At 71.3% G+C, this 17,976-nt stretch carries 18 protein-coding genes; 12 read left to right on the top strand and 6 right to left on the bottom strand.

All coding sequences use genetic code 11. The features are described 5' to 3' along the window. The first annotated feature begins 78 nt into the window (after positions 1-78). From ACIBTU_RS02040 to ACIBTU_RS01995, 10 genes are all read left to right on the top strand, one after another. The gene (locus ACIBTU_RS02040; RefSeq protein ID WP_399123941.1) at positions 79-1,407 is read left to right on the top strand and encodes an extracellular solute-binding protein; all 1,329 of its coding nucleotides are present in this window, start codon (positions 79-81) and stop codon (positions 1,405-1,407) included. Further along, positions 1,404-2,390 (top strand): carbohydrate ABC transporter permease, encoded by a 987-nt coding sequence (locus ACIBTU_RS02035; protein WP_399123940.1) that lies wholly within the window; start codon positions 1,404-1,406, stop codon positions 2,388-2,390. Before ACIBTU_RS02040 ends, ACIBTU_RS02035 begins: the two co-directional genes overlap by 4 nt. After that, positions 2,387-3,253, top strand: coding sequence for a carbohydrate ABC transporter permease (locus tag ACIBTU_RS02030; protein ID WP_399123939.1), 867 nt, complete (start codon positions 2,387-2,389; stop codon positions 3,251-3,253). Before ACIBTU_RS02035 ends, ACIBTU_RS02030 begins: the two co-directional genes overlap by 4 nt. A 52-nt stretch (positions 3,254-3,305) precedes the next feature. Next, positions 3,306-4,634, top strand: coding sequence for an alpha-L-fucosidase (locus ACIBTU_RS02025; protein ID WP_399123938.1), 1,329 nt, complete (start codon positions 3,306-3,308; stop codon positions 4,632-4,634). A 49-nt stretch (positions 4,635-4,683) separates the two neighbouring features. Continuing rightward, on the top strand, positions 4,684-6,111 hold the full coding sequence (locus ACIBTU_RS02020) for a polysaccharide lyase 6 family protein (protein ID WP_399123937.1): 1,428 nt from the start codon (positions 4,684-4,686) through the stop codon (positions 6,109-6,111). 90 nt (positions 6,112-6,201) lie between these two features. Next, entirely contained in the window at positions 6,202-7,632 is a 1,431-nt protein-coding gene (locus ACIBTU_RS02015) for a polysaccharide lyase 6 family protein (RefSeq protein ID WP_399123936.1), read from the top strand. A gap of 109 nt (positions 7,633-7,741) precedes the next feature. Beyond that, a complete protein-coding gene (locus ACIBTU_RS02010) occupies positions 7,742-8,584 on the top strand; it encodes a sugar phosphate isomerase/epimerase family protein (RefSeq protein WP_399123935.1) in 843 nt (280 codons plus the stop codon). Between the two features lie 86 nt (positions 8,585-8,670). After that, positions 8,671-9,324 carry an SGNH/GDSL hydrolase family protein gene (locus ACIBTU_RS02005; protein WP_399123934.1) on the top strand — a complete coding sequence of 218 codons (654 nt, stop codon included), beginning with the start codon at positions 8,671-8,673 and terminating at the stop codon, positions 9,322-9,324. Positions 9,325-9,383: 59 nt separating this feature from the next. Further along, entirely contained in the window at positions 9,384-9,635 is a 252-nt protein-coding gene (locus tag ACIBTU_RS02000; protein WP_399123933.1) for a hypothetical protein, read from the top strand. A gap of 116 nt (positions 9,636-9,751) precedes the next feature. After that, positions 9,752-10,870: an alpha/beta hydrolase family protein gene (locus tag ACIBTU_RS01995; RefSeq protein WP_399123932.1), complete on the top strand. Its 1,119-nt coding sequence runs from the start codon at positions 9,752-9,754 to the stop codon at positions 10,868-10,870. Positions 10,871-11,080: 210 nt separating this feature from the next. Here the strand turns inward: ACIBTU_RS01995 and ACIBTU_RS01990 are convergent, their stop codons facing one another. Next, the gene (locus tag ACIBTU_RS01990; RefSeq protein WP_399123931.1) at positions 11,081-11,590 is read right to left on the bottom strand and encodes an SUKH-4 family immunity protein; all 510 of its coding nucleotides are present in this window, start codon (positions 11,588-11,590) and stop codon (positions 11,081-11,083) included. A gap of 64 nt (positions 11,591-11,654) precedes the next feature. Further along, positions 11,655-12,155, bottom strand: a complete 501-nt coding sequence (locus ACIBTU_RS01985) for a MarR family winged helix-turn-helix transcriptional regulator (protein WP_399123930.1) — start codon at positions 12,153-12,155, stop codon at positions 11,655-11,657. A gap of 114 nt (positions 12,156-12,269) precedes the next feature. Between ACIBTU_RS01985 and ACIBTU_RS01980 the strand changes: the two genes are divergently transcribed. Beyond that, a complete protein-coding gene (locus tag ACIBTU_RS01980; RefSeq protein WP_399123929.1) occupies positions 12,270-12,659 on the top strand; it encodes a hypothetical protein in 390 nt (129 codons plus the stop codon). Here ACIBTU_RS01980 and ACIBTU_RS01975 read toward each other — a convergent pair. The 4 genes from ACIBTU_RS01975 to ACIBTU_RS01960 all read right to left on the bottom strand — a co-directional run bounded on the left by ACIBTU_RS01975 (position 12,656) and on the right by ACIBTU_RS01960 (position 17,187). Next, positions 12,656-14,257 carry a helix-turn-helix domain-containing protein gene (locus ACIBTU_RS01975; RefSeq protein ID WP_399123928.1) on the bottom strand — a complete coding sequence of 534 codons (1,602 nt, stop codon included), beginning with the start codon at positions 14,255-14,257 and terminating at the stop codon, positions 12,656-12,658. The genes ACIBTU_RS01980 and ACIBTU_RS01975 overlap by 4 nt on opposite strands. Then, positions 14,250-14,507, bottom strand: a complete 258-nt coding sequence (locus tag ACIBTU_RS01970) for a hypothetical protein (RefSeq protein WP_399123927.1) — start codon at positions 14,505-14,507, stop codon at positions 14,250-14,252. Before ACIBTU_RS01970 ends, ACIBTU_RS01975 begins: the two co-directional genes overlap by 8 nt. A 96-nt stretch (positions 14,508-14,603) precedes the next feature. Beyond that, positions 14,604-15,836, bottom strand: coding sequence for a PP2C family protein-serine/threonine phosphatase (locus ACIBTU_RS01965; protein WP_399123926.1), 1,233 nt, complete (start codon positions 15,834-15,836; stop codon positions 14,604-14,606). A 145-nt stretch (positions 15,837-15,981) separates the two neighbouring features. Beyond that, positions 15,982-17,187, bottom strand: a complete 1,206-nt coding sequence (locus tag ACIBTU_RS01960) for a cytochrome P450 (RefSeq protein WP_399123925.1) — start codon at positions 17,185-17,187, stop codon at positions 15,982-15,984. Positions 17,188-17,290: 103 nt separating this feature from the next. Here ACIBTU_RS01960 and ACIBTU_RS01955 point away from each other — a divergent pair, with 103 nt between their 5' ends. Continuing rightward, entirely contained in the window at positions 17,291-17,941 is a 651-nt protein-coding gene (locus ACIBTU_RS01955) for a TetR/AcrR family transcriptional regulator (protein ID WP_399123924.1), read from the top strand. Positions 17,942-17,976 lie beyond the last annotated feature (35 nt).

Here is a 17,976-nt window from a genome sequence, read left to right as displayed (position 1 = left end):
GACCGCTGTTTCCGGCCCCGCTACGTTCCCAGCAAGCGCTTTCCAGGCCAACTGTGATGCGGCGAAACGGGAGTTGTCATGCAGAGATCGCGATGGGTCGGTGCCGGTGTTCTCGCCTCGGCGCTGGTGCTCACCAGCTGTTCGTCCGGGCCTGCGGGAGTGGACGCCAAGCAGAACAAGAAGGCGACCCTGGAGCTCTGGACCAGGACGACGCCGGGCGGGCCGGGCGAGGAGGGCGCGGTCAAGCTCGCCGCCGCCTTCCAGAAGGCCACGGGGTACAAGGTCAAGGTCACGGCCATCTTCGACGACTTCGAGACCAAGCTGCAGCAGCGGGCGGCCCAGAAGAAGTTGCCGGACATCGTCATGAACGACGTGACGCAGCTCGGGGCCATGCACAGTCAGGGGCTGCTGCGGGAGATCGACCTCGACAAGGTCGAGGACAGCAAGCAGATCACCGCCCAGGGCCTGGACTCCGGCAAGAGCGTGGACGGCAAGCAGTACGGGCTGCCGTACTCGGCGCAGGCCTCCGCCCTGCTCATCCGCAAGGACTGGCGGCAGAAGCTGAAGCTCGATGTCCCCGAGACCTGGGACGACTTCGCCGCCATGGCCAAGGCCTTCACCACTCAGGACCCCGACGGCGACGGGAAGAAGGACACGGCCGGCCTCGCCGCCCCGCTGTCCACCAAGCGCGGCTACGCCTCCTGGTACTTCTCCAACTTCCTGTGGGCCGCGGGCGGTGACTTCATCACCGAGACGGGCAAGGGCACGTACAAGCCGGCGATGACCAGCAAGGCCTCCGTCGAGGCGGTCCAGTGGTTCCGCGACCTGGGCTGCAAGGACAAGGCCGTCCAGCCCGGCGCCGTGACCATGGACACCCCGCCGACGAACGAGACGTTCGAGTCCGGGAAGACCGGCATGTTCGTCGTCGGCCCCTACCTGCTGCCCCGCTTCGACGAGACGCTCGGCAAGGACAAGTACGAGGTCGTGCCGATGCCCAAGGGCCCGAAGGACTCCACCGTCCTGGCCGAGGGCGGCTCCGTCTACCTGATGGCGGGCTCCGACAACCGGGCCGGGCAGGACGCGTTCGCCTCCTTCGCCGTCTCGGCCGAGGGGCAGAAGACGGGCATGGAGGGCGACACCGCCTACACCGTGCAGCTTCCCGTCAACCAGTCCGTGGACATCTCCCAGGTACGCCCCGACCCCCGCTGGAAGACGTACGCGCAGGCGTACCAGGACTCCGGCCGGTACGCGCCGTCGATCCCGAACTGGACCCCGGTGCGCCAGGCGACGGCCGACACCCTGAACGCCCTCATGGCCGACTGCGGTCTCAGCACCGAGACCAAGCTCCGTGAGCTCGACAAGCAGCTCGGCGGCATCCTCGAGGAGCAGGGGATCTCCGCGTCATGAGTCTCGACCAGGCCGAACCGGCGGCCGCCTCGGCCGCCGGGCCCGGTGTGCCGGGTGCGCGCGGTGCGCGCAAGCCGGGCCGCGGGCGCGACGCGGTCGGCCGCCGGGGGCGCGACCGCAGGTCCGGCCGGTGGTGGACACCCTGGCTGTTCCTGGCCCCGGCGCTGATCCTCTTCCTGTACTTCAAGTTCATCCCCATGGCCAATGCGCTGACCATGTCCTTCCAGGACGTCCAGCCGTACCTGGGGAACAGGTGGGTCGGCACCGAGAACTACGCCACGGTGCTGGAGTCCGCCGGATTCCGCGAGGCCGCCTGGCACACCGTCGTCCTGGCCGCCGGGCAGACGGCCGGGTCGATGGCGCTGGGCCTCGTCCTCGCCCTGCTGATGGAGGGGCAGAGCCGCCGGCTCGGATTCGTGCGCTCCGCGGCGTTCCTCCCGGTCGTGGTGCCGATCGCGGTCGTCGCCGAGCTGTGGCGCATCATGTACCACCCGACCGGCGACGGCATGCTGAACTCCCTGCTCGGACTGGTGGGTTGGGGTCCTTCGGGGTTCATCAACGACCCGGACACCTCGATGGCCTCGATCATGCTGACCGGGATCTGGCGGGGCGCCCCCTACGACATGATGATCATCCTCGCCGGACTGACGAGTGTGGACCGCGGTCTGTACGAGGCCGCGAAGGTCGACGGCGCGTCCCGGTGGCAGCGGGTGTGGCACGTGACGGTGCCCGGTCTGCGGTCGGTGTTCTCGATCCTGTTCATCCTCGCCGCGATCCGCGGACTGCGGGTGTTCACCGAGGTGTTCCTGCTCACCAACGGTGGCCCCGACGGCTCCACCGAGGTCGTCATGACTCTCATCTACAAGCTCGGACTCGAGCAGAACCGGCTCGGCGTCGGAGCGGCGGGCGCCGTCCTGCTGTTCGTCGCGACGCTGATCCTCACCGTCGTCGTCCAACTGCTGCGGCGCAGGGAGAGCAAGTGAGTGCGCACACCGAGACCGCGCTGGGCCTCACCGAGAGCCGCAGCGCCGGCGGACGGATCCTCAAGGCCGTCGTCTATCTCCTGGTACTGATCGTCTTCGCCGGGCCGTTGCTCGCCCTGCTCGTCAGCGCCTTCGGCCACGTCAAGGACCCGACGCAGCTGAGCGTCGTCCCCTCGGGCCTCACCCTCGACAACTTCAAGATCGCCTTCGACCAGGGGGTGCTGGCCTACCTGCTGAACTCGTTCCTCGTGGTCGGCTTCGGGCTGCTGCTCCAGGTCGCGGTCTCCGTCCTGGCCGGGTACGCGCTGGCCCGCAAGAAGTTCCCCGGCATGGCGCTGGTCCTCGTCGCCATCCTGGCGACCCTGATGCTGCCCGAGGAGATCCTCGCGCTGCCCCTGTCCCTGATCCTCTCCGACCTGCCGGTCGTCCACTTCAACCTCGTCGGCACGCTGGCCGGCATGATCGTGCCCCTGGGCGCCTGGGGCTTCTCCATCCTGGTGATGACCGAGTTCATGAAGGACGTGCCGCGCGAGCTGGAGGAGGCCGCGCGCATCGACGGCGCCGGCGACCTGCGGATCTTCGCCCAGATCATCCTGCCGATGTGCAAGCCCGCGCTGGGCGTCATCGGGGTGTTCGGCTTCACCATGATCTGGGACCAGTACCTGCTGCCGCTGCTGGTCTCCACCGACTCCTCCTCGTACACGCTCCCGCTCGCGCTGCGGACCCTGCGGATCGATCCCGCCGTCACACCCGGAGTCGTCATGGCGGCCTCGCTGCTGGCCCTGCTGCCCTCCGTGATCGTCTTCCTGTTCTTCCAGCGCTCCTTCGTGAGCGGCCTGTCCTCCGGCGCGCTGAAGGGCTGACCCCCTCGGTTCCGCGCCCGCCCCGCCCGTGCACGAGAAGGAACGATGCCCCGTGTCGTCTGTCGCCGCAGCCCACCTGTCCGATCGCCCGGCTCCCGGAGCGGCTCCGGATCCCGACTGGTTCACCACCGCCCGCTTCGGGATGTTCGTCCACTGGGGCCTGTACTCCCTCGCCGCGCGCCACGAGTGGGTCAAGAACCGGGAGCGGCTGACCGACGAGCAGTACCAGGTCTACTTCGACCACTTCGACCCCGACCGCTACGACCCCGTCGAGTGGGCGCGCACCGCCAAGGCCGCCGGCATGCGCTACGTCGTCCTGACGACCAAGCACCACGACGGCTTCTGCCTGTGGGACAGCGCCCTGACCGATTACAAGGTCACCAACACCCCGCACGGCCGCGACCTCGTCGGCCCCTTCGTCGAGGCGTGCCGGGCCGAGGGCCTCAAGGTCGGGCTCTACTACTCGCTGATCGACTGGCACCACCCGTCCTTCCCCGTGGACGGCACCCATCCGCAGCGTGACGACGAGGAGTTCAAGGCCGCCCACGCCGACCGGGACATCCGTGACTACCAGCGCTACCTCCACGGCCAGGTCCGCGAACTGCTGACCTCGTTCGGCCGCGTCGACTACCTGTTCTTCGACTTCTCCTACGCCGGACGCTCCTGGTGGGGCGGCAAGGGGCCCGACGACTGGGACTCCCCGAAGCTCCTGGAGACGGTCCGTGAGCTCCAGCCGCACGTGCTCGTCAACGACCGGACCGGACTGCCCGGCGACTTCGTCACCCCCGAGCAGTACCAGCCCTCCGGGCCCATGACCGAGAACGGGCGGCCCGTGGTCTGGGAGGCCTGCCAGACGGTGAACGGCAGTTGGGGCTACGACCGCGACAACCTCGACCGCAAGAGCGCGGATCTGCTGATCCGCATGCTCGTCGACGGGGTGTCCAAGGGCGGCAACCTGCTGCTCAACGTGGGCCCGACCGGCCGGGGCCACCTCGATCCGCGCGACACCGAGGTGCTGGGCGAGATCGGCCGCTGGATGGAGCTGCACGAACGGTCGGTCCGCGGCTGCGGCCCGTCCGCGTACACCGCTCCCGCCGAATGCCGCTACACGCAGCGCGGCGACCGGCTCTACGTCCACCTGTTCGCCTGGCCGCTGCGCCACCTGCACCTGCCGGGCCTGGCCGGCCGGGTGCGGTACGCCCAACTCCTCGACGACGCCTCCGAGATCGTCCCGGTCCACATCGAGCCGGACCGGCCCGCGGTCAACACCGAGATGGGCGGACAGCCCGCCGGAACGCTCACCCTCCAGCTCCCGGTACGCCGCCCCGACACCCCCGTCCCCGTCATCGAACTGTTCCTGGACAGCCCCACCGACGCCTGACCCCACGCGTCCCCCGCAGGCCCGCCCACCGCACCCTCACGGAGGCACCATGCAGCGCCGCACCTTCCTCATGAGCACCGCGGCGGCGGTGGCACTCACCGCCACCGGCGCCCTGCCGACCGCGAGCGCCCTCCCGGCCGGCACGACGGTCCGCACCCTGGACGAACTCCGGGCCGCGATCGACCGTGCCCGGCCCGGCGACCGGATCGTCGTCGCCGACGGCACCTACACCGTCCCGGCGGGCAGCCCTCTCCTCGTACGGAACATGCGCGGCACCGAGCGCGCGCCCGTGACCATCGCCGCCGAGACCCGGGGCGGTGTCGTCCTCCGGGGCGAACAGAGCTTCACCTTCGAGGCGTCCAGCCACATCACCCTCAGCGGGTTCGCCTTCCGGCAGACCACCACCCTGGACGTCCCTCCGGACTGCTCCCACATCAGGCTCACCCGCAACGACTTCCAGCTCGCCGACATCGAGGGCCTGCACTGGGTGATGGTCCGCGCGGACGACAGCACGGTGGACCACAACCACTTCCACGGCAAGAGCACGCTCGGCATCTACCTCGGTGTGGAGGGCGCGGGCACGGACGAGATGGCCGAGCGCGTCCACATCCACCACAACCACTTCTCCGACCACACCTTCACCGGGTCCAACGGCGGTGAGCCCATCCGCCTGGGCCTCAGCCCCCGAGCCCTGTCCAGCGCCCATGCCGTCGTCGAGCACAACCTCTTCGAGCGCTGCGACGGCGACCCCGAAGCCATCTCCGTGAAGTCCTCCGACAACGTCATCCGGCACAACACGATCCGCGACAGCCTCGGCGGCATCGTCCTGCGCCACGGCAACGGCAACCGGGTCGACGCCAATTACCTCGTCGACGGCACGGAGGGCATCCGGATCTACGGAAACGACCACGTCATCGTCAACAACCACCTCGCCGGACTGTCCGGGCGCGCCCTGGTGATCGGCAGCGGTTCGGAGCGCGACCACCTGCCCGGCGAGTCACCGGAGGCGCGCCGGGGCAACGACGCCCCCGATCGCGTGCTCATCGCCTACAACACCCTGGTGAACAACACCGGCACGCTCTCCGGAGAGAGCCAGCGCCCGCACGAGCCGCGCGATGTCACCGTCGCCGACAACCTCTTCGTCTCCGACACCGGCCAGCTGGTCGCGATGGCCACCACGGTGCGTTTCACCTGGTCGGGCAACATCCTGTGGGGCGCCGCCGCCGACGGCAACATGCCTGCGCCAGGCGGCGCCCGCACCGATCCGCGCCTCGTGACGGACGCGTACGGGATCGCCCGCCCGGCCGCCGACAGCCCGGCGATCGACGCCGGCACCCTCAGACGGCCGCCCGTCACCCACGACATCGACGGTCAGCCGCGCGGCCGCCTCCGCGACGTGGGCGCCGACGAGTACTCGCCTCGCACGCCGGAACGCGGCCCCCTGACCCCGGCCGATGTCGGCCCCGAAGCCCCCTGAACTCCCGTCCCCTGAAGTCCTGTCCCCTGACGTCCTGTCCATTGATTCCTGCCCGTTGAGCTCCTGTCCCCCACTCATGAAGGAGGCACCATGCAACGACGCACGTTCCTCAGAACCGCCACCGTGGCCGCACTCGCCACCATCCCCGTCGGCACCGCGCTGACCACCAGCGCGTCGGCGGCCGACATCCCGGTCTCGTCGCTGACCGCGCTGCAGAACGCGATCAACAGCGCCAAGCCCGGGGACCGGATCGTCGTCGCCGACGGCACCTACACCGTCCCGTCCGGCGGCGCTCTCACCATCTCCGGCAAGCACGGCACCAGCAGCGCACCGATCACGATCGTGTCCCAGAGCCGGGGCGGCGCCGTGCTCAAGGGCGAGCGCGGCTTCGTGCTGAGCAACTCGAGCTTCATCACCCTCAGCGGCTTCGCCTTCCGGCAGAGCACCACGCTCGAACTGCCCGCGGACTGCTCGGGGATCCGCCTGACCCGCAACGACTTCCAGTTCGCCGACACCGGGGCCGCCTACTGGCTCTTCGTACGGGCGGACGACACGAAGGTCGACCGGAACCACTTCCACAACAAGACCACCACCGGCATCTTCCTCGTCATCGACGGCCCCGACTCCACGGACGCGATGGCCCAGAACGTCCACGTGTTCCGGAACCACTTCTCCGACCACACCTTCACCGGGACCAACGGCGGCGAGCCCATCCGGCTCGGCGTCAGCGGCCGCGCCCTGTCCAGCGCCCACGCCGTCGTCGAGTACAACCTCTTCGAGCGCTGCAACGGCGACCCCGAAGCCATCTCCGTGAAGTCCTCCGACAACACCGTCCGGTACAACACCGTCCGCGCCAGCCGCGGCGGCATCGTCCTGCGCCACGGCAACCGCTCCACGGTCGAGAGCAACCACGTGCTCGACGGCGAGGAAGGCATCCGCCTCTACGGCAACGACCACAAGGTCGTCAACAACTACGTCAGCGGGCTGTCCGGCCGCGCCCTGGTGATCGGCAGCGGCACCACACGGGACCATCACGAGGGCGAGACGGAGACCGAGCGTCGGGGCAACGACGCCTGCGACCGCGCGCTGATCGCGCACAACTCCCTGATCGGCAACACGAAGACCCTCGAGGGCGAGACCCGGACCTACGAGCCGCAGAACGTCGTCGTCGCGGACAACCTGCTGGTCGGTGACACGGGCAGCCTCGTCGCCATGGGCGCCACCACCGGCTTCACCTGGCAGAGCAACCTGCTGTGGGGCGCGGCCTCGAACGGCAACATCCCCGCCGGCGGCTTCACCCGGGCGGACCCCCGCCTCACCCAGGGCACCGACGGGGTCAAGCGCTTGACCTCCGCCAGCCCCGCGATCGGCGCCGCCACCCTCGCCGGCACGCCCGTCACCGACGACGTCGACGGCGACCCGCGCGGCAGCGTCCGGGACATCGGCGCCGACGAGTACGCCACGGTGCCCGCGCTGCGTCACCCGCTCACGGCATCGGACGTGGGGCCGAACGCCCCCTGACCGACCGCGGGCCGATCACCCGCGATCCCCCTGAAGCGGCCGTCTGTGGGGGCGGCCGCTTCACCCCACCCGCGCCACCGCGGCAGGAAGACAGAAGGAAGGCAGTGCCATGACCGGGACGAACAGCCGAGTCGGCAGGGCAGGCCCCGTCCCGGCCGACCCACCGACCCCACCGGACGCGGGACGGACCCGCTTGGGCCTCTGCTCGGTCACCTTCCGCCGGCTGCGCGCCCTCGAGGTCGCGCGGTACGCCGTCCACGCGGGCCTCGAGGTCGTCGAGTGGGGCGCGGACGTGCACGCCCCCGCGGAGGATCCGGACACCGTCCGCGCCGTCCGGGAGATCTCCGACCGCTACGGACTGACCTGCTGCTCCTACGGTTCCTACTTCCGCGCCTCCCCCGGCGAACCGGCCGGATTCCCCGCCGTCGCCCGCGCCGCGGTGCTGCTCGGAGCGGAGCGGATCCGCGTCTGGGCGGGCGGCACCGGATCGCGGTACGTCCAGCCGGACGAGCGGCACGCGACGGTGCTCCGTCTGCGGGAGGCCGCCCGGATCGCCGCGGACCACGGCCTCACGCTCGCGACCGAGTTCCACGGCAACACCCTCACCGACACGGTCGCCTCGACCCTCCGCCTGCTCGACGAGGTCAACGCCGCCAACGTCCACACGTACTGGCAGCCGCCGCTCGACGTCCCCGACGAGGAGGCGCTGGCGGGGCTCACCGAACTCGGCGACCGGGTCGCCGCCGTCCACGCGTTCTCCTGGTGGCCCGGCAACACGCGGCTTCCCCTGGCGGAGCGCCAGAGCCTGTGGACCGCCGCCCTCGGCCTTCTGGACGGCCGGGGCATCGACACGCTCATGGAGTTCGTCCCCGGCGACGACCCCGAGGTTCTGGCACACGAGGCGGCCGTTCTGAGGCAGGCTGCGGGACAAACCCTTTCCGCGCAGCCGTAGTTGACGACTGCGTGCGGACGGTTCACGATGCCCGCTCCGTCGCACATCATCCCTACCCGCTCCCCTCCGACGCCAGAACGGCAGACATGCACACGCACCTCACGCACGACGACACCCTCCTGTTCATCGGGGACTCCATCACCGACGCGGGCCGCGACCGCACGGACGCCGCCTCCCTCGGCAACGGCTACGTCAGCGAGATCGCCCGGACCCTGCGCGAGCGCGCGGCGAGCGGCCCCGGGCCCCGGATCGTCAACCGGGGGGTCAACGGCCATCGCGTGTACGACCTCGAAGCCCGCTGGACGACCGACGTCATCGACGAACAGCCCACCGTGCTCACCGTCAAGATCGGCATCAACGACACCTGGCGACGCTATGACCAAGGCGTGGTCAGTCCCGTCGCCGAGTTCCACGCCTGCCTGGACCGGCTGCTGACGGTCGCCGCGCAGCGGCTCGCGCCACGGCTGGTCGTCATCACCCCGTTCCTCCTCGCGGTGGAGCCGGGGCAGGACGCCTGGTTCGAGGACCTGGAGCCTCGGATCGACGCTGTGCTGCAGGCCGCCAGGGACCACGAAGCACAGGTGGTCCGCGCCGATCTCGTGCTGCAGCGCGCCGCTCAGGGCCACCGGGCGGCGGAGCTGGCCCATGACGGCGTCCACCCGACCCCTCTGGGGCACCGGCTGATCGCCGACGCGTGGCTGTCCACGGCCGGCACCGCATGGGCACCTTCGGCGCAGTAGCTCGACGTGACGCTCAGGGCCGGTGGGTGACTCGAGCGGCCGGTGATCGTTTGCACGTCATGTCGAACATCATGCGCGTCCTTGCCACCTGCGCCGTCGCCGGTGCCGCCCTGGCCACCGCCGGAACGGCCCAGGCGGCCACCACCCAGATCGCCCCGGCCTCGCTCCCCACTCCCCTCGGACCGGTCGGCGAGAACAACAACGCCGACCTGCCCAGCCTGGGCGGCGGGCTGCTCGACCAGGCGACCGCCGGACAGGGAGTCACCCAGAACATCCAGGGATCGACACTCGGTGGCCTCCCGATCGGCTAGCCCCGTCCGGTCGTCGTCGCCCGCAGGCTGATCGACCGCGACCTCACCCGGCCGCACCCATAAATCGGGGATCTCCCCGATGGTGCGGCGGGGCGCGGCCGACCACCATGCACCCTATGGCGACCCCCACCCTGCCGGTGCCGACCGGCCCGCATCCGGTCGGCACCACGTCGGTGCACCTCGAGGACGTCTCCCGGCCGGACCCGTGGATCGCGGACGTGCCGACCCGCGAGCTGATGATCACCATCTGGTACCCGGCCGCGTACGCGTCCGGTCCGCGCGCCCGTTACCTGACGCACGCCGAGGCGGTGGCAGCCCTGGCCGGCCAGAAGGTGCCCTTCACGCCCGACACGCTGAGTTCGGTGCGCACCCACGCATTCCCCTACGCCCCACTCGCCCCCGGGCTGCGGGAACTGCCGCTCATCGTCCTCTCCCCCGGCTTCACCCGGCCCCGCGCCACGCTCACCTCGATCGGCGAGGACCTGGCCAGCCACGGCTACGTCGCCGTCGCGATCGACCACACCTACGAGACCCCGGCCACCAGCTTTCCGGACGGCCGGGTGGCCACCTTCGCCCTGGGCCACGGAGTCGCCCGCACCCCCGAGTTCTGGCACAAGGTGAAGACGGGCCGCGCCCGCGACGCCTCTTTCGTGCTGGACCAGTTGCTCGGCAGCGCCCCTCCGTGGGCGGGGGCGGCCGCCCTGGCTCCCGACCGGATCGGCATGGCCGGACATTCCGCGGGCGGCGCGGCCACCGTCGCGGCGATGGTGGCGGACAAGCGCATCCGCGCGGGCTGCGACGTGGACGGCAGTACCGACCCGCTGATCCCGGACACCGGACTGGACCGCCCGTTCCTGTTCCTCGGCCGGGACGGCCAGTACGCTCCCGGCGACGGGCCCGCCGCCGACACCTGGGCCCGCGACTGGCCCCTGCTGACCGGCTGGAAACGCTGGCTGGTGGTGGCGGGCGCCCAGCACCCGTCCTTCACCGACCTCGGCCTGCTGGCCGACCAGCTCGGCCTGCCGCTCGGCGCGACCGGCTCGGGGCTGCGCACCATGACGATCACCCGCGCCTACCTGCGCGCCTTCTTCGACCAGCACCTGCGCGGCGACGCCGAGCCGACAGCCTTCGACCGTCTGACCGCGGACCACCCCGAGGTCCGATCCTGCCTGCCGCCGGCCGCGTCCAGAGTTCCCCGGCAACCCTTGACACAGGACATATTGGGAGGACACTGAATAACACACCAGAAAACCGGTGAATCGCACCGCCAGGAGAGACGTCGACTGGCAAGAGATTCAACAAAGCTCTGGCCAGGCCCCCGAAGCCCCCTCGTACCGGAGTCTCAGCGACGACTGAGGCAGATGGCAGTGGATGAGGACTCCGGGGACTGTTTTTTGCCCCTGGGCCGCCCGCATCGGGCGGCCTTCGCACGTGGTGCTCCCGGATCACACGTCCCAGTCCGCGTAGTCACCCATCTCCACGTCGTCGCAGAAGGTCTCCCAGAACCCGTCGGGCACGAGAGCGGCCTCGTCCACCGCCCTGACGAGACCACGCAGCCGCGCGGCGACCTCGTAGCACCTCTCCTCGTCGCCCTCCGCGTAGAACGGAAAGCACGCGATCACGGCGGCGACGCAGCGACTGAAAGCGTCGAGGTCCCTGTTCACGAAATGGGTCGTCGCCGACTCGGTCGTGGCGATCTGCACCACGTGACCGGTGGCGATGTCGACGGCGACGTGTCCGGACAGGCCGCTCGTCCCGATGGCGACCAGCTCCCGCTCGCCGATCCCCCCGAGGTACACCGGCTCGTTCAGCGGCCGGTACTCGTATCCGATCAGGCCGCCCGGGATACCGGGATCCCTCAGAACGGCGGCGATCCGTGCCAGCACCCGCGGTGGGGCCGCGACGGGGATCAGGACGAACTCGGGCCGCGGCAACGGCGGCAGGGGCAGGCTCACGCGAGGATTCTCTCAGGGTGCGCCGTGCGGCCGGGGCCGGCGTAGTTGGCGCCGGACGGCGGGCCTATGGCCTGTTCGCGGGGTCGTCCGACGCGTTGACCAGCTCCCAGAGCGTGGCGCGGCATTCGGCCAGGCGTCGGTCGCCGATCCGGTCGGCCCACTGGCGGTCGACGCGCTCGGCGCTGCGCCGGGCGGCCTCGGCGGCGGCGCGTCCGGCGGGGGTGAAGTCGACGATCTTGGCGCGCGCGTCCGCGGGGTCGCGTCGGCGGTGGAGGTATCCCTTCGCCACCAGTTCGTCGACCAGCGGGCCGACGGTCTGCTTGGTGCTTCCGAGGCGTTCGGCGATCCCGGTGACGCGGGCGCCTTCCCCCTGACCGAGCGCCGCGAAGATCCGCAGGTGCACGGGGCGCAGATCGGTGAGGCCCTCCGCGGTGAGGTCACCCTGGACCCGGTCGCTGACGATCACGGCGAGCCGACGGGCCAGGGCGCCGAGCCGTGCGTCCGGCTCCAGGCGGGTGTCGGCGAGTTGACCGGCGTCTGCGGGGTCGTGCGGGCTCCTCGACATAGTCAGGTCACCATACCTTCCCTAAATAGTCAGGTGACCGTACTGTTCTTGCCCTGACCCCAGGCCGCGCAGATCCGCTGCCGGAAGCGCCGGCGTCACGGAAGGAACACCACGATGAACGCACCCGCACCGCCCCGGGCACACTCGGCCCTTCCGCAGGCCGCCAGGACACTGGCCGTCCTGCTCCTCCTGTCCGGCGTGACCCACCTTGCGCAACTCGCCGTCTACCAGCACGAGGCGAACGTGCTGGGCGCCGCCGGGTTCGGTGCGGTCTACCTCGTGATCGGCATCGCGGTCCTCAGGCGGTGGCCCGGCGCGCTCCACCTCGCGGCCGTGCTCCCCGCGATCGGCGGTCTGCTCGGCACCTACCGCTTCTTCTTCCTCCACACGAACCCCTTCAGCGTGTGGCACGTCGCCCTCGACCTGGTCATCGTGCCGCTGGCCGTGATCCTCCTGGCCCGCCGGCGCGCAAAGCCCGCCTGCGTCGGAGACCCGGCCGCCTAGTCCGCCGCCCCCGGTCCCGCCGGGTCGTCGTCCGCCAGCGGGGTTCCGGCGGTGTAGACGTCCTTGAGCTTCACCTCGGTGACGCCGCGGCCCTCGGCGAAGACGCGTCGCCAGTCGCCGATGACGTGGAGCTCGTCGGTACCCATCGCGCGGACCACGCTCAGGCCCTGCTCGTGCGCCTTCAGCGCCTTCATCCACAGGTTGGCGAAGGCCTGGGAGCGGATCAGGTGCATCCAGTCGGGGCGGTACAGCTCCCGGTTGTAGTTCGACTCCCCCATCGTGGAGACGAACTTGGAGTACATGGCCTTCACGTACTCCAGGGTGACGTCGTCGTCCTCGGCGATCGCGTTCTCGCGGGCGGTGACGAGCGCGGCGCGGAACTTCTCGAGGAGGTTCTCCGTGGCCCCCGAGGTGTAGGACTCGTGGATCTCCGGAGCCTCGCACAGGCCGTACTTCGGGCCGGACAGGCGCAGCAGGAGGCGCAGGGTGGGTTCGGTGACCCACAGCGGGCCGGGTTCGTCGCGCTGGCCGATCGGGTTGGGCAGCACCGCCTCGTGCGCCCAGTGGGGCGGGGTGATCAGGTGGACGCCGGCGCGGCGGCGGTCGTGGTCGAACCCGGTGGAGTGCTCCAACTGGCCGATCGGGAGATGGGTCTTGAGGGCGGAGAGGTAGGCGCCGTTCATGTCGAGGGCGGTCACCTGGTGCTCGCCCGGCGGGAGTTCGGGGCGGGTCCACTTCGGGCGGGCCTCCCAGATCGCGTCGGCGCCGCGCGCGGTCTGCTTGCGCAGGATGTCGGGCACCCAGGGATGCGCGATCACGTCGTAACGGCCGCCCTTGCGCGTGGAGTCCAGCAGGGCCATCGCGTCCGGGATCGCCTTCCGCACGAGGGCGGCCGTCGCCTCCTCCACGTCGCCTTCGTGCGCGGCGAGTGCGGATCGGACCGTCTCGGCGATCAGGTCCGGCGGTCCGGACTGCGGCTGGAAGGCCCGCTTCGTCGGCGGCTTCGTCGGCTGGTTCGTCGGCGGCTTCGCTCGTCCCGCGTTGCGATCCGCCGGCCGGGCGGCGGCCGCTCGGGGCGTGCTGGCCACGGGGGTCTCGGGCCGCGTACGGCGTGGGGCTGGTTCTGCTGGAGCCTGGGGGGCGGCGGTGCCACAGTCAGCCGGGTCGAGGTGCTGCGGGAAGCCGGCGACCCGTTGTCCAGCGGGAGCTCCGCACAGGACGCACGGCTCGGGGACCGTGAGCGTCTCGACGTCGTCGTCCCCGTCGTCGCCCATATCGCCCACGTCGCCCTCGTCGTCCATGGGCTGAGCCGAGGGCACCGGCTCCGGCTCCGGCTCCGGCTCGGGGGCCGGGGCCGGGGCCAGCTTCGCGGCCAGGCCGTCGAGGAGGTACGCGTACTTCGTACGGACCTCGCCGGCCGGGTCGCGGTCCGACTCCCAGGCCGCGACGGTGGAGGGGCTCACCCCGAGCGCCCGGGCCACCTGCGCCTTCGACAGGCCCGCCTGCTCCCGCAGTTCGCGCCGTACGGGGCGCTCGGGCAGCTCGGCCTCCGGAGCGACGGAGGCCAGCAGCGAGTCGATCGCGTCGAAGTCACTCACCTCGGCCCGCTTCCTTGCCGGCCCGCTTGGCCCGGCGGCGTTCGGCCAGTCCCGGGGTCGCGGTCTCCTTGACCCGCTGCTCCCCCCAGCCCGTGATCTGCGCGGCCCGGCCGATCCGGCCGTACACCGGCCGGCCCGTGAGCGGATCCCGCTCCAGGTAGGCCCGCAGTACGTCGGTCACCCGGTCCTCGGCGCTTCTCAGAGCCTGGACCGCTTCTTCGAGCTCGCGCTCACCCATCACGTCTGACACAGGCGCCACATTATCGAAGGCGCGGACTGTCCAGGAAACCTTGACGGTCATCTATACCTGGACCGTACCTGGACGGACGTACGCGTCTATTGCGGGTCACAGGCCGACGACGACCAGGGCCGTGTCGTCCGTCAGGCCGGACGGCGGGACCAGGTCGGCGAGCAGCGCGTCCGCGAGCGCTTCGGGGGTCCGGTCGCGGTGGCGGGCCAGGGAGCGGGCGAGCCGGTCCAGGCCGGTGTCGATGTCCTCGCCCCGGCGCTCCACGAGGCCGTCGGTGTACAGGAGCAGGACCGAGCCCTCGGGGAAGGGGAGGTGTTCCTGCTCGCGGGCGGCGTGTTCGGGGCGGGCTCCGAGCGGCGGGTCGGTGGCTTCGGCGAGGAAGGTGACGGTGCCGTCCGGGCGGGCGAGTGCGGGCGGCGGATGGCCGGCGCAGCTGTAGGCGAGGGTGCGGGTGTTCCAGTCGATGAACACGCAGGCGGCGGTGGTGCACTCCGCGCCCTCGACGGAACGGGCGTACAGACCAAGGGCCTCGAGTGCCTGGCCGGGACCGCCGGCCACCCGGCACGCGGCCGACAGCGCGCTGCGCAGTTGCCCCATGACGCCCGCGGCGATCAGCCCGTGGCCGACGACGTCCCCGACCGTCACCGCCGCGCGGCCTCCGGCGGGCATGCCGATGATGTCGTACCAGTCGCCGCAGACGTTGAGCGCACTCACCGCGGGCCGGTAGCGCACCGCCACCCGCAGTCCTTCCGGGACGCCGGAGGTGGGCAGCATCGCTCGTTGCAGGTGCAGCGCGACCTCCCGTTCGCGGGCGTGCGCCGCGCGCAGCCGCTCGTTGACCTCCTGCAGTTCCCGGGAGCGGGTGTAGATCTCCGCTTCCAGGACCGGCGTCCGCTCCCCCGCGCCGTCCCGGCCGCGCGCCCTGATCAGCTCGGTGACCTCCTCCACCCGGTGCAGCAACAGCGTCACCGAGCCGTCGGCGGCCGTCACCGGCACGTTGACCGGGCTCCACCACCGCTCGTGCCAGACGCCCGGGCGGTCCGCGTCCTCGACGTCGTAGCGTTGCAGCGCCATGCTGTCCCGCTCGCCCGTCTCGGTGACGCGCCGCAGCGAGGCCTGCAGATTGCGCATGCCCGAGGCGCCCGGATCGTGGGGATTGTCGGGGAACACCTCGAACAGGTGGCGGCCGACGATCTGGGCCCGGGTGCGTCCCGAGATCGCGAGGAAGGCGTCGTTGACCTCTACGTAGACGAGGTCCGGCGTGAGCAGTGCGACCGCGCCCGGAAGGGCCTGGAAGACAGCCTCGTAGTCGACCACTGGTCGGTTCACGATCCACCTGCACCACGTCCATGGCCGTCACCGGCGGCCCTGAGTATGTGCCCCCACCTTGCACCCCCGCCCCGGCGCCCGCACCCCACCACGCGCCCGACCGCCGAGGACGGGCGCGGGCCGCCGCGCACGGGACGCGGTCACCTCACCAGCGCACGGGAAGACGGCTCAGGCCCCGCAGCAGGCTCGGACGCCAGTCCGGCGCGGGATCGCCGTCGAGGGCCAGGCCGGGAAGGCGCTCGAGCAGCGCGCGCAGCGCGAGGGTCGCCTCCAGGCGGGCGAGCGGCGCGCCGAGGCAGTGGTGGATGCCGTGGCCGAAGGCGAGGTGGGAGCGGGTCAGGGCCGGGTCACGGCGGATGTCGAAGCGCTCCGGATCCGCGAACTGCTCGGGATCGCGGTTCGCCGACGCCAGCGAGACGACCACGCGCGCGCCCTTCGGGATCGGCACGCCACCGATCGTCATCGGCTCGGAGGGGTAGCGGTAGGTCCCGGCCGGCGACGGGGGTTCGAAGCGGAGCGTCTCCTCCACCCATCCCTCCACCAGGCGGTCGTCCGCGCGCAGCGCGGCCAGTTGGTCCGGGCGGGTCAGCAGCAGGTGGACGCCGTTGGCGATGAGGTTGACCGTCGTCTCGTGGCCGGCGACCAGGAGCAGGAAGGCCATGCCGATCAGTTCCTCGTCGCTGAGACGGTCACCGTCCTCGTCGTGCGCGGTCACCAGCGCGTGCAGCAGATCGCCTTCCGCCGCCGCGTCCCGGCCGATGCCGCGCTTCTCCTCGATCAGGCCCGCCAGGTACCCGGCCAGCTCCTGGGACGCGAGGCCCGAGGCCTCGGGCTCGCCCACCGCGAGGACCTTCGCCGTCCAGGCCCGGAACCGGGCGTGATCGACCCCGGGCACACCCAGCAGCTCGCAGATGACCGTCAGCGGCAGCGGGAACGCGAACGCGTCGATCAGGTCCGCGCGTCCCAGCGGCTCCATCGCGTCCAGGAGACCGTCCGCCGCCTCCTGCACCCGTGAGCGCAGTGCCCGCACCCGCCGGGCGGTGAACTCGCGCGCCACCATCGACCGCAGCCGGGTGTGGTCCGGCGGGTCGGTCTGCAGCATGTTCCGGCCCACCGAGTAGAGGCCGTCGCTGTCGAACTCCGCCGAGACGCGCACGTCGTGGCCGAGCCGCGGGTCCGCGAGCGCGGCCCGCGCCTCGGCGTACCCGAGGATCATCCACGCGGTCTCACCCGTGGGGAAGCGGACGAAGTGCACCGGCCCCTTCGCCCGCAGGGCCTCGAACGCCGGGTAGGGGTCGGTGGCGAAATCTGCGGTCCAGGCCGCGAGTTCCTCGGTCTGCGGTACGGGCATGACGGACTCCCAACCATGAAGTGGGGATCACTCCCCGTTTCTTGTTCCGGCCGACCCTAACAGCAACCGGGGAGCACTCCACAGATCCTGTACGGTTCCGTCTGTGAGAAAGGACGCGCAGCGCAACCGTGAACTGGTCCTGGCCGCGGCCCGCCAGGTCTACGCCGAGCAGGGCGTCGAGGCAGCGCTCGACGTGATCGCCCGCCGCGCCGGGGTCGGCAACGCGACCCTCTACCGCCGCTTCCCCGACCGGGCCGCCCTCATCGAGGCCGTCTTCCACGCCACCCTCACCGCCGTCATCGACGCCGGCGAGGAAGCCCGCCTCGCCGAGGACCCCTGGCACGGCCTGACCGGCTACCTCGACCACGTCTTCACGGTCCTGGCCACCGACCGCGGTGCCAGCGACCTCATGACCACCGGCATCCAAGGCGTCGCCACCCTGGAGAAGCTCCACGTCCACAACGCGGAGACGCTGACCGGTCTTCTCGAACGGTGCCGCGATCAGGGGCTCGTCCGGGCCGACATCGTCACCGAGGACCTCCTCCTCGCACTGGCCGCTCTCGGCCGCACGGCGCCGGCCCTCCATGCCACCGTGCCCGGTTCGTGGCGGCGCCCGCTCGCCCTCCTCCTCGACAGCCTCCGCACCCGCCCCGGCCAGGCCCTCCCCTCCCCGGCCCTCACCGGCGAGCAACTCACCACCGTGCTCCACCACCTGCACCGGCCGCACCAGTCCCCGGCGAGGGATCAGGGGTAGCGGCGGGCACCTCAGGCCGCCGCCAGAAGGTGCGA

Source organism: Streptomyces sp. NPDC050145, assembly GCF_044460245.1.
GTDB lineage: Bacteria > Actinomycetota > Actinomycetes > Streptomycetales > Streptomycetaceae > Streptomyces.
The sequence above is the reverse complement of the archived record's forward strand: the minus strand, read 5'-3'. Positions and strand labels throughout refer to the sequence as shown.

What these genes read in the sequence shown, in the direction of transcription:
- ACIBTU_RS02040 (WP_399123941.1), top strand. Translation starts at nt 79, where the DNA reads ATGCAGAGATCGCGATGGGTCGGTGCCGGTGTTCTCGCCTCGGCGCTG.
- ACIBTU_RS02035 (WP_399123940.1), top strand. Translation starts at nt 1,404, where the DNA reads ATGAGTCTCGACCAGGCCGAACCGGCGGCCGCCTCGGCCGCCGGGCCC.
- ACIBTU_RS02020 (WP_399123937.1), top strand. Translation starts at nt 4,684, where the DNA reads ATGCAGCGCCGCACCTTCCTCATGAGCACCGCGGCGGCGGTGGCACTC.
- ACIBTU_RS02015 (WP_399123936.1), top strand. Translation starts at nt 6,202, where the DNA reads ATGCAACGACGCACGTTCCTCAGAACCGCCACCGTGGCCGCACTCGCC.
- ACIBTU_RS02010 (WP_399123935.1), top strand. Translation starts at nt 7,742, where the DNA reads ATGACCGGGACGAACAGCCGAGTCGGCAGGGCAGGCCCCGTCCCGGCC.
- ACIBTU_RS02005 (WP_399123934.1), top strand. Translation starts at nt 8,671, where the DNA reads ATGCACACGCACCTCACGCACGACGACACCCTCCTGTTCATCGGGGAC.
- ACIBTU_RS02000 (WP_399123933.1), top strand. Translation starts at nt 9,384, where the DNA reads ATGTCGAACATCATGCGCGTCCTTGCCACCTGCGCCGTCGCCGGTGCC.
- ACIBTU_RS01995 (WP_399123932.1), top strand. Translation starts at nt 9,752, where the DNA reads ATGGCGACCCCCACCCTGCCGGTGCCGACCGGCCCGCATCCGGTCGGC.
- ACIBTU_RS01985 (WP_399123930.1), bottom strand. Translation starts at nt 12,155, where the DNA reads ATGTCGAGGAGCCCGCACGACCCCGCAGACGCCGGTCAACTCGCCGAC.
- ACIBTU_RS01980 (WP_399123929.1), top strand. Translation starts at nt 12,270, where the DNA reads ATGAACGCACCCGCACCGCCCCGGGCACACTCGGCCCTTCCGCAGGCC.
- ACIBTU_RS01960 (WP_399123925.1), bottom strand. Translation starts at nt 17,187, where the DNA reads ATGCCCGTACCGCAGACCGAGGAACTCGCGGCCTGGACCGCAGATTTC.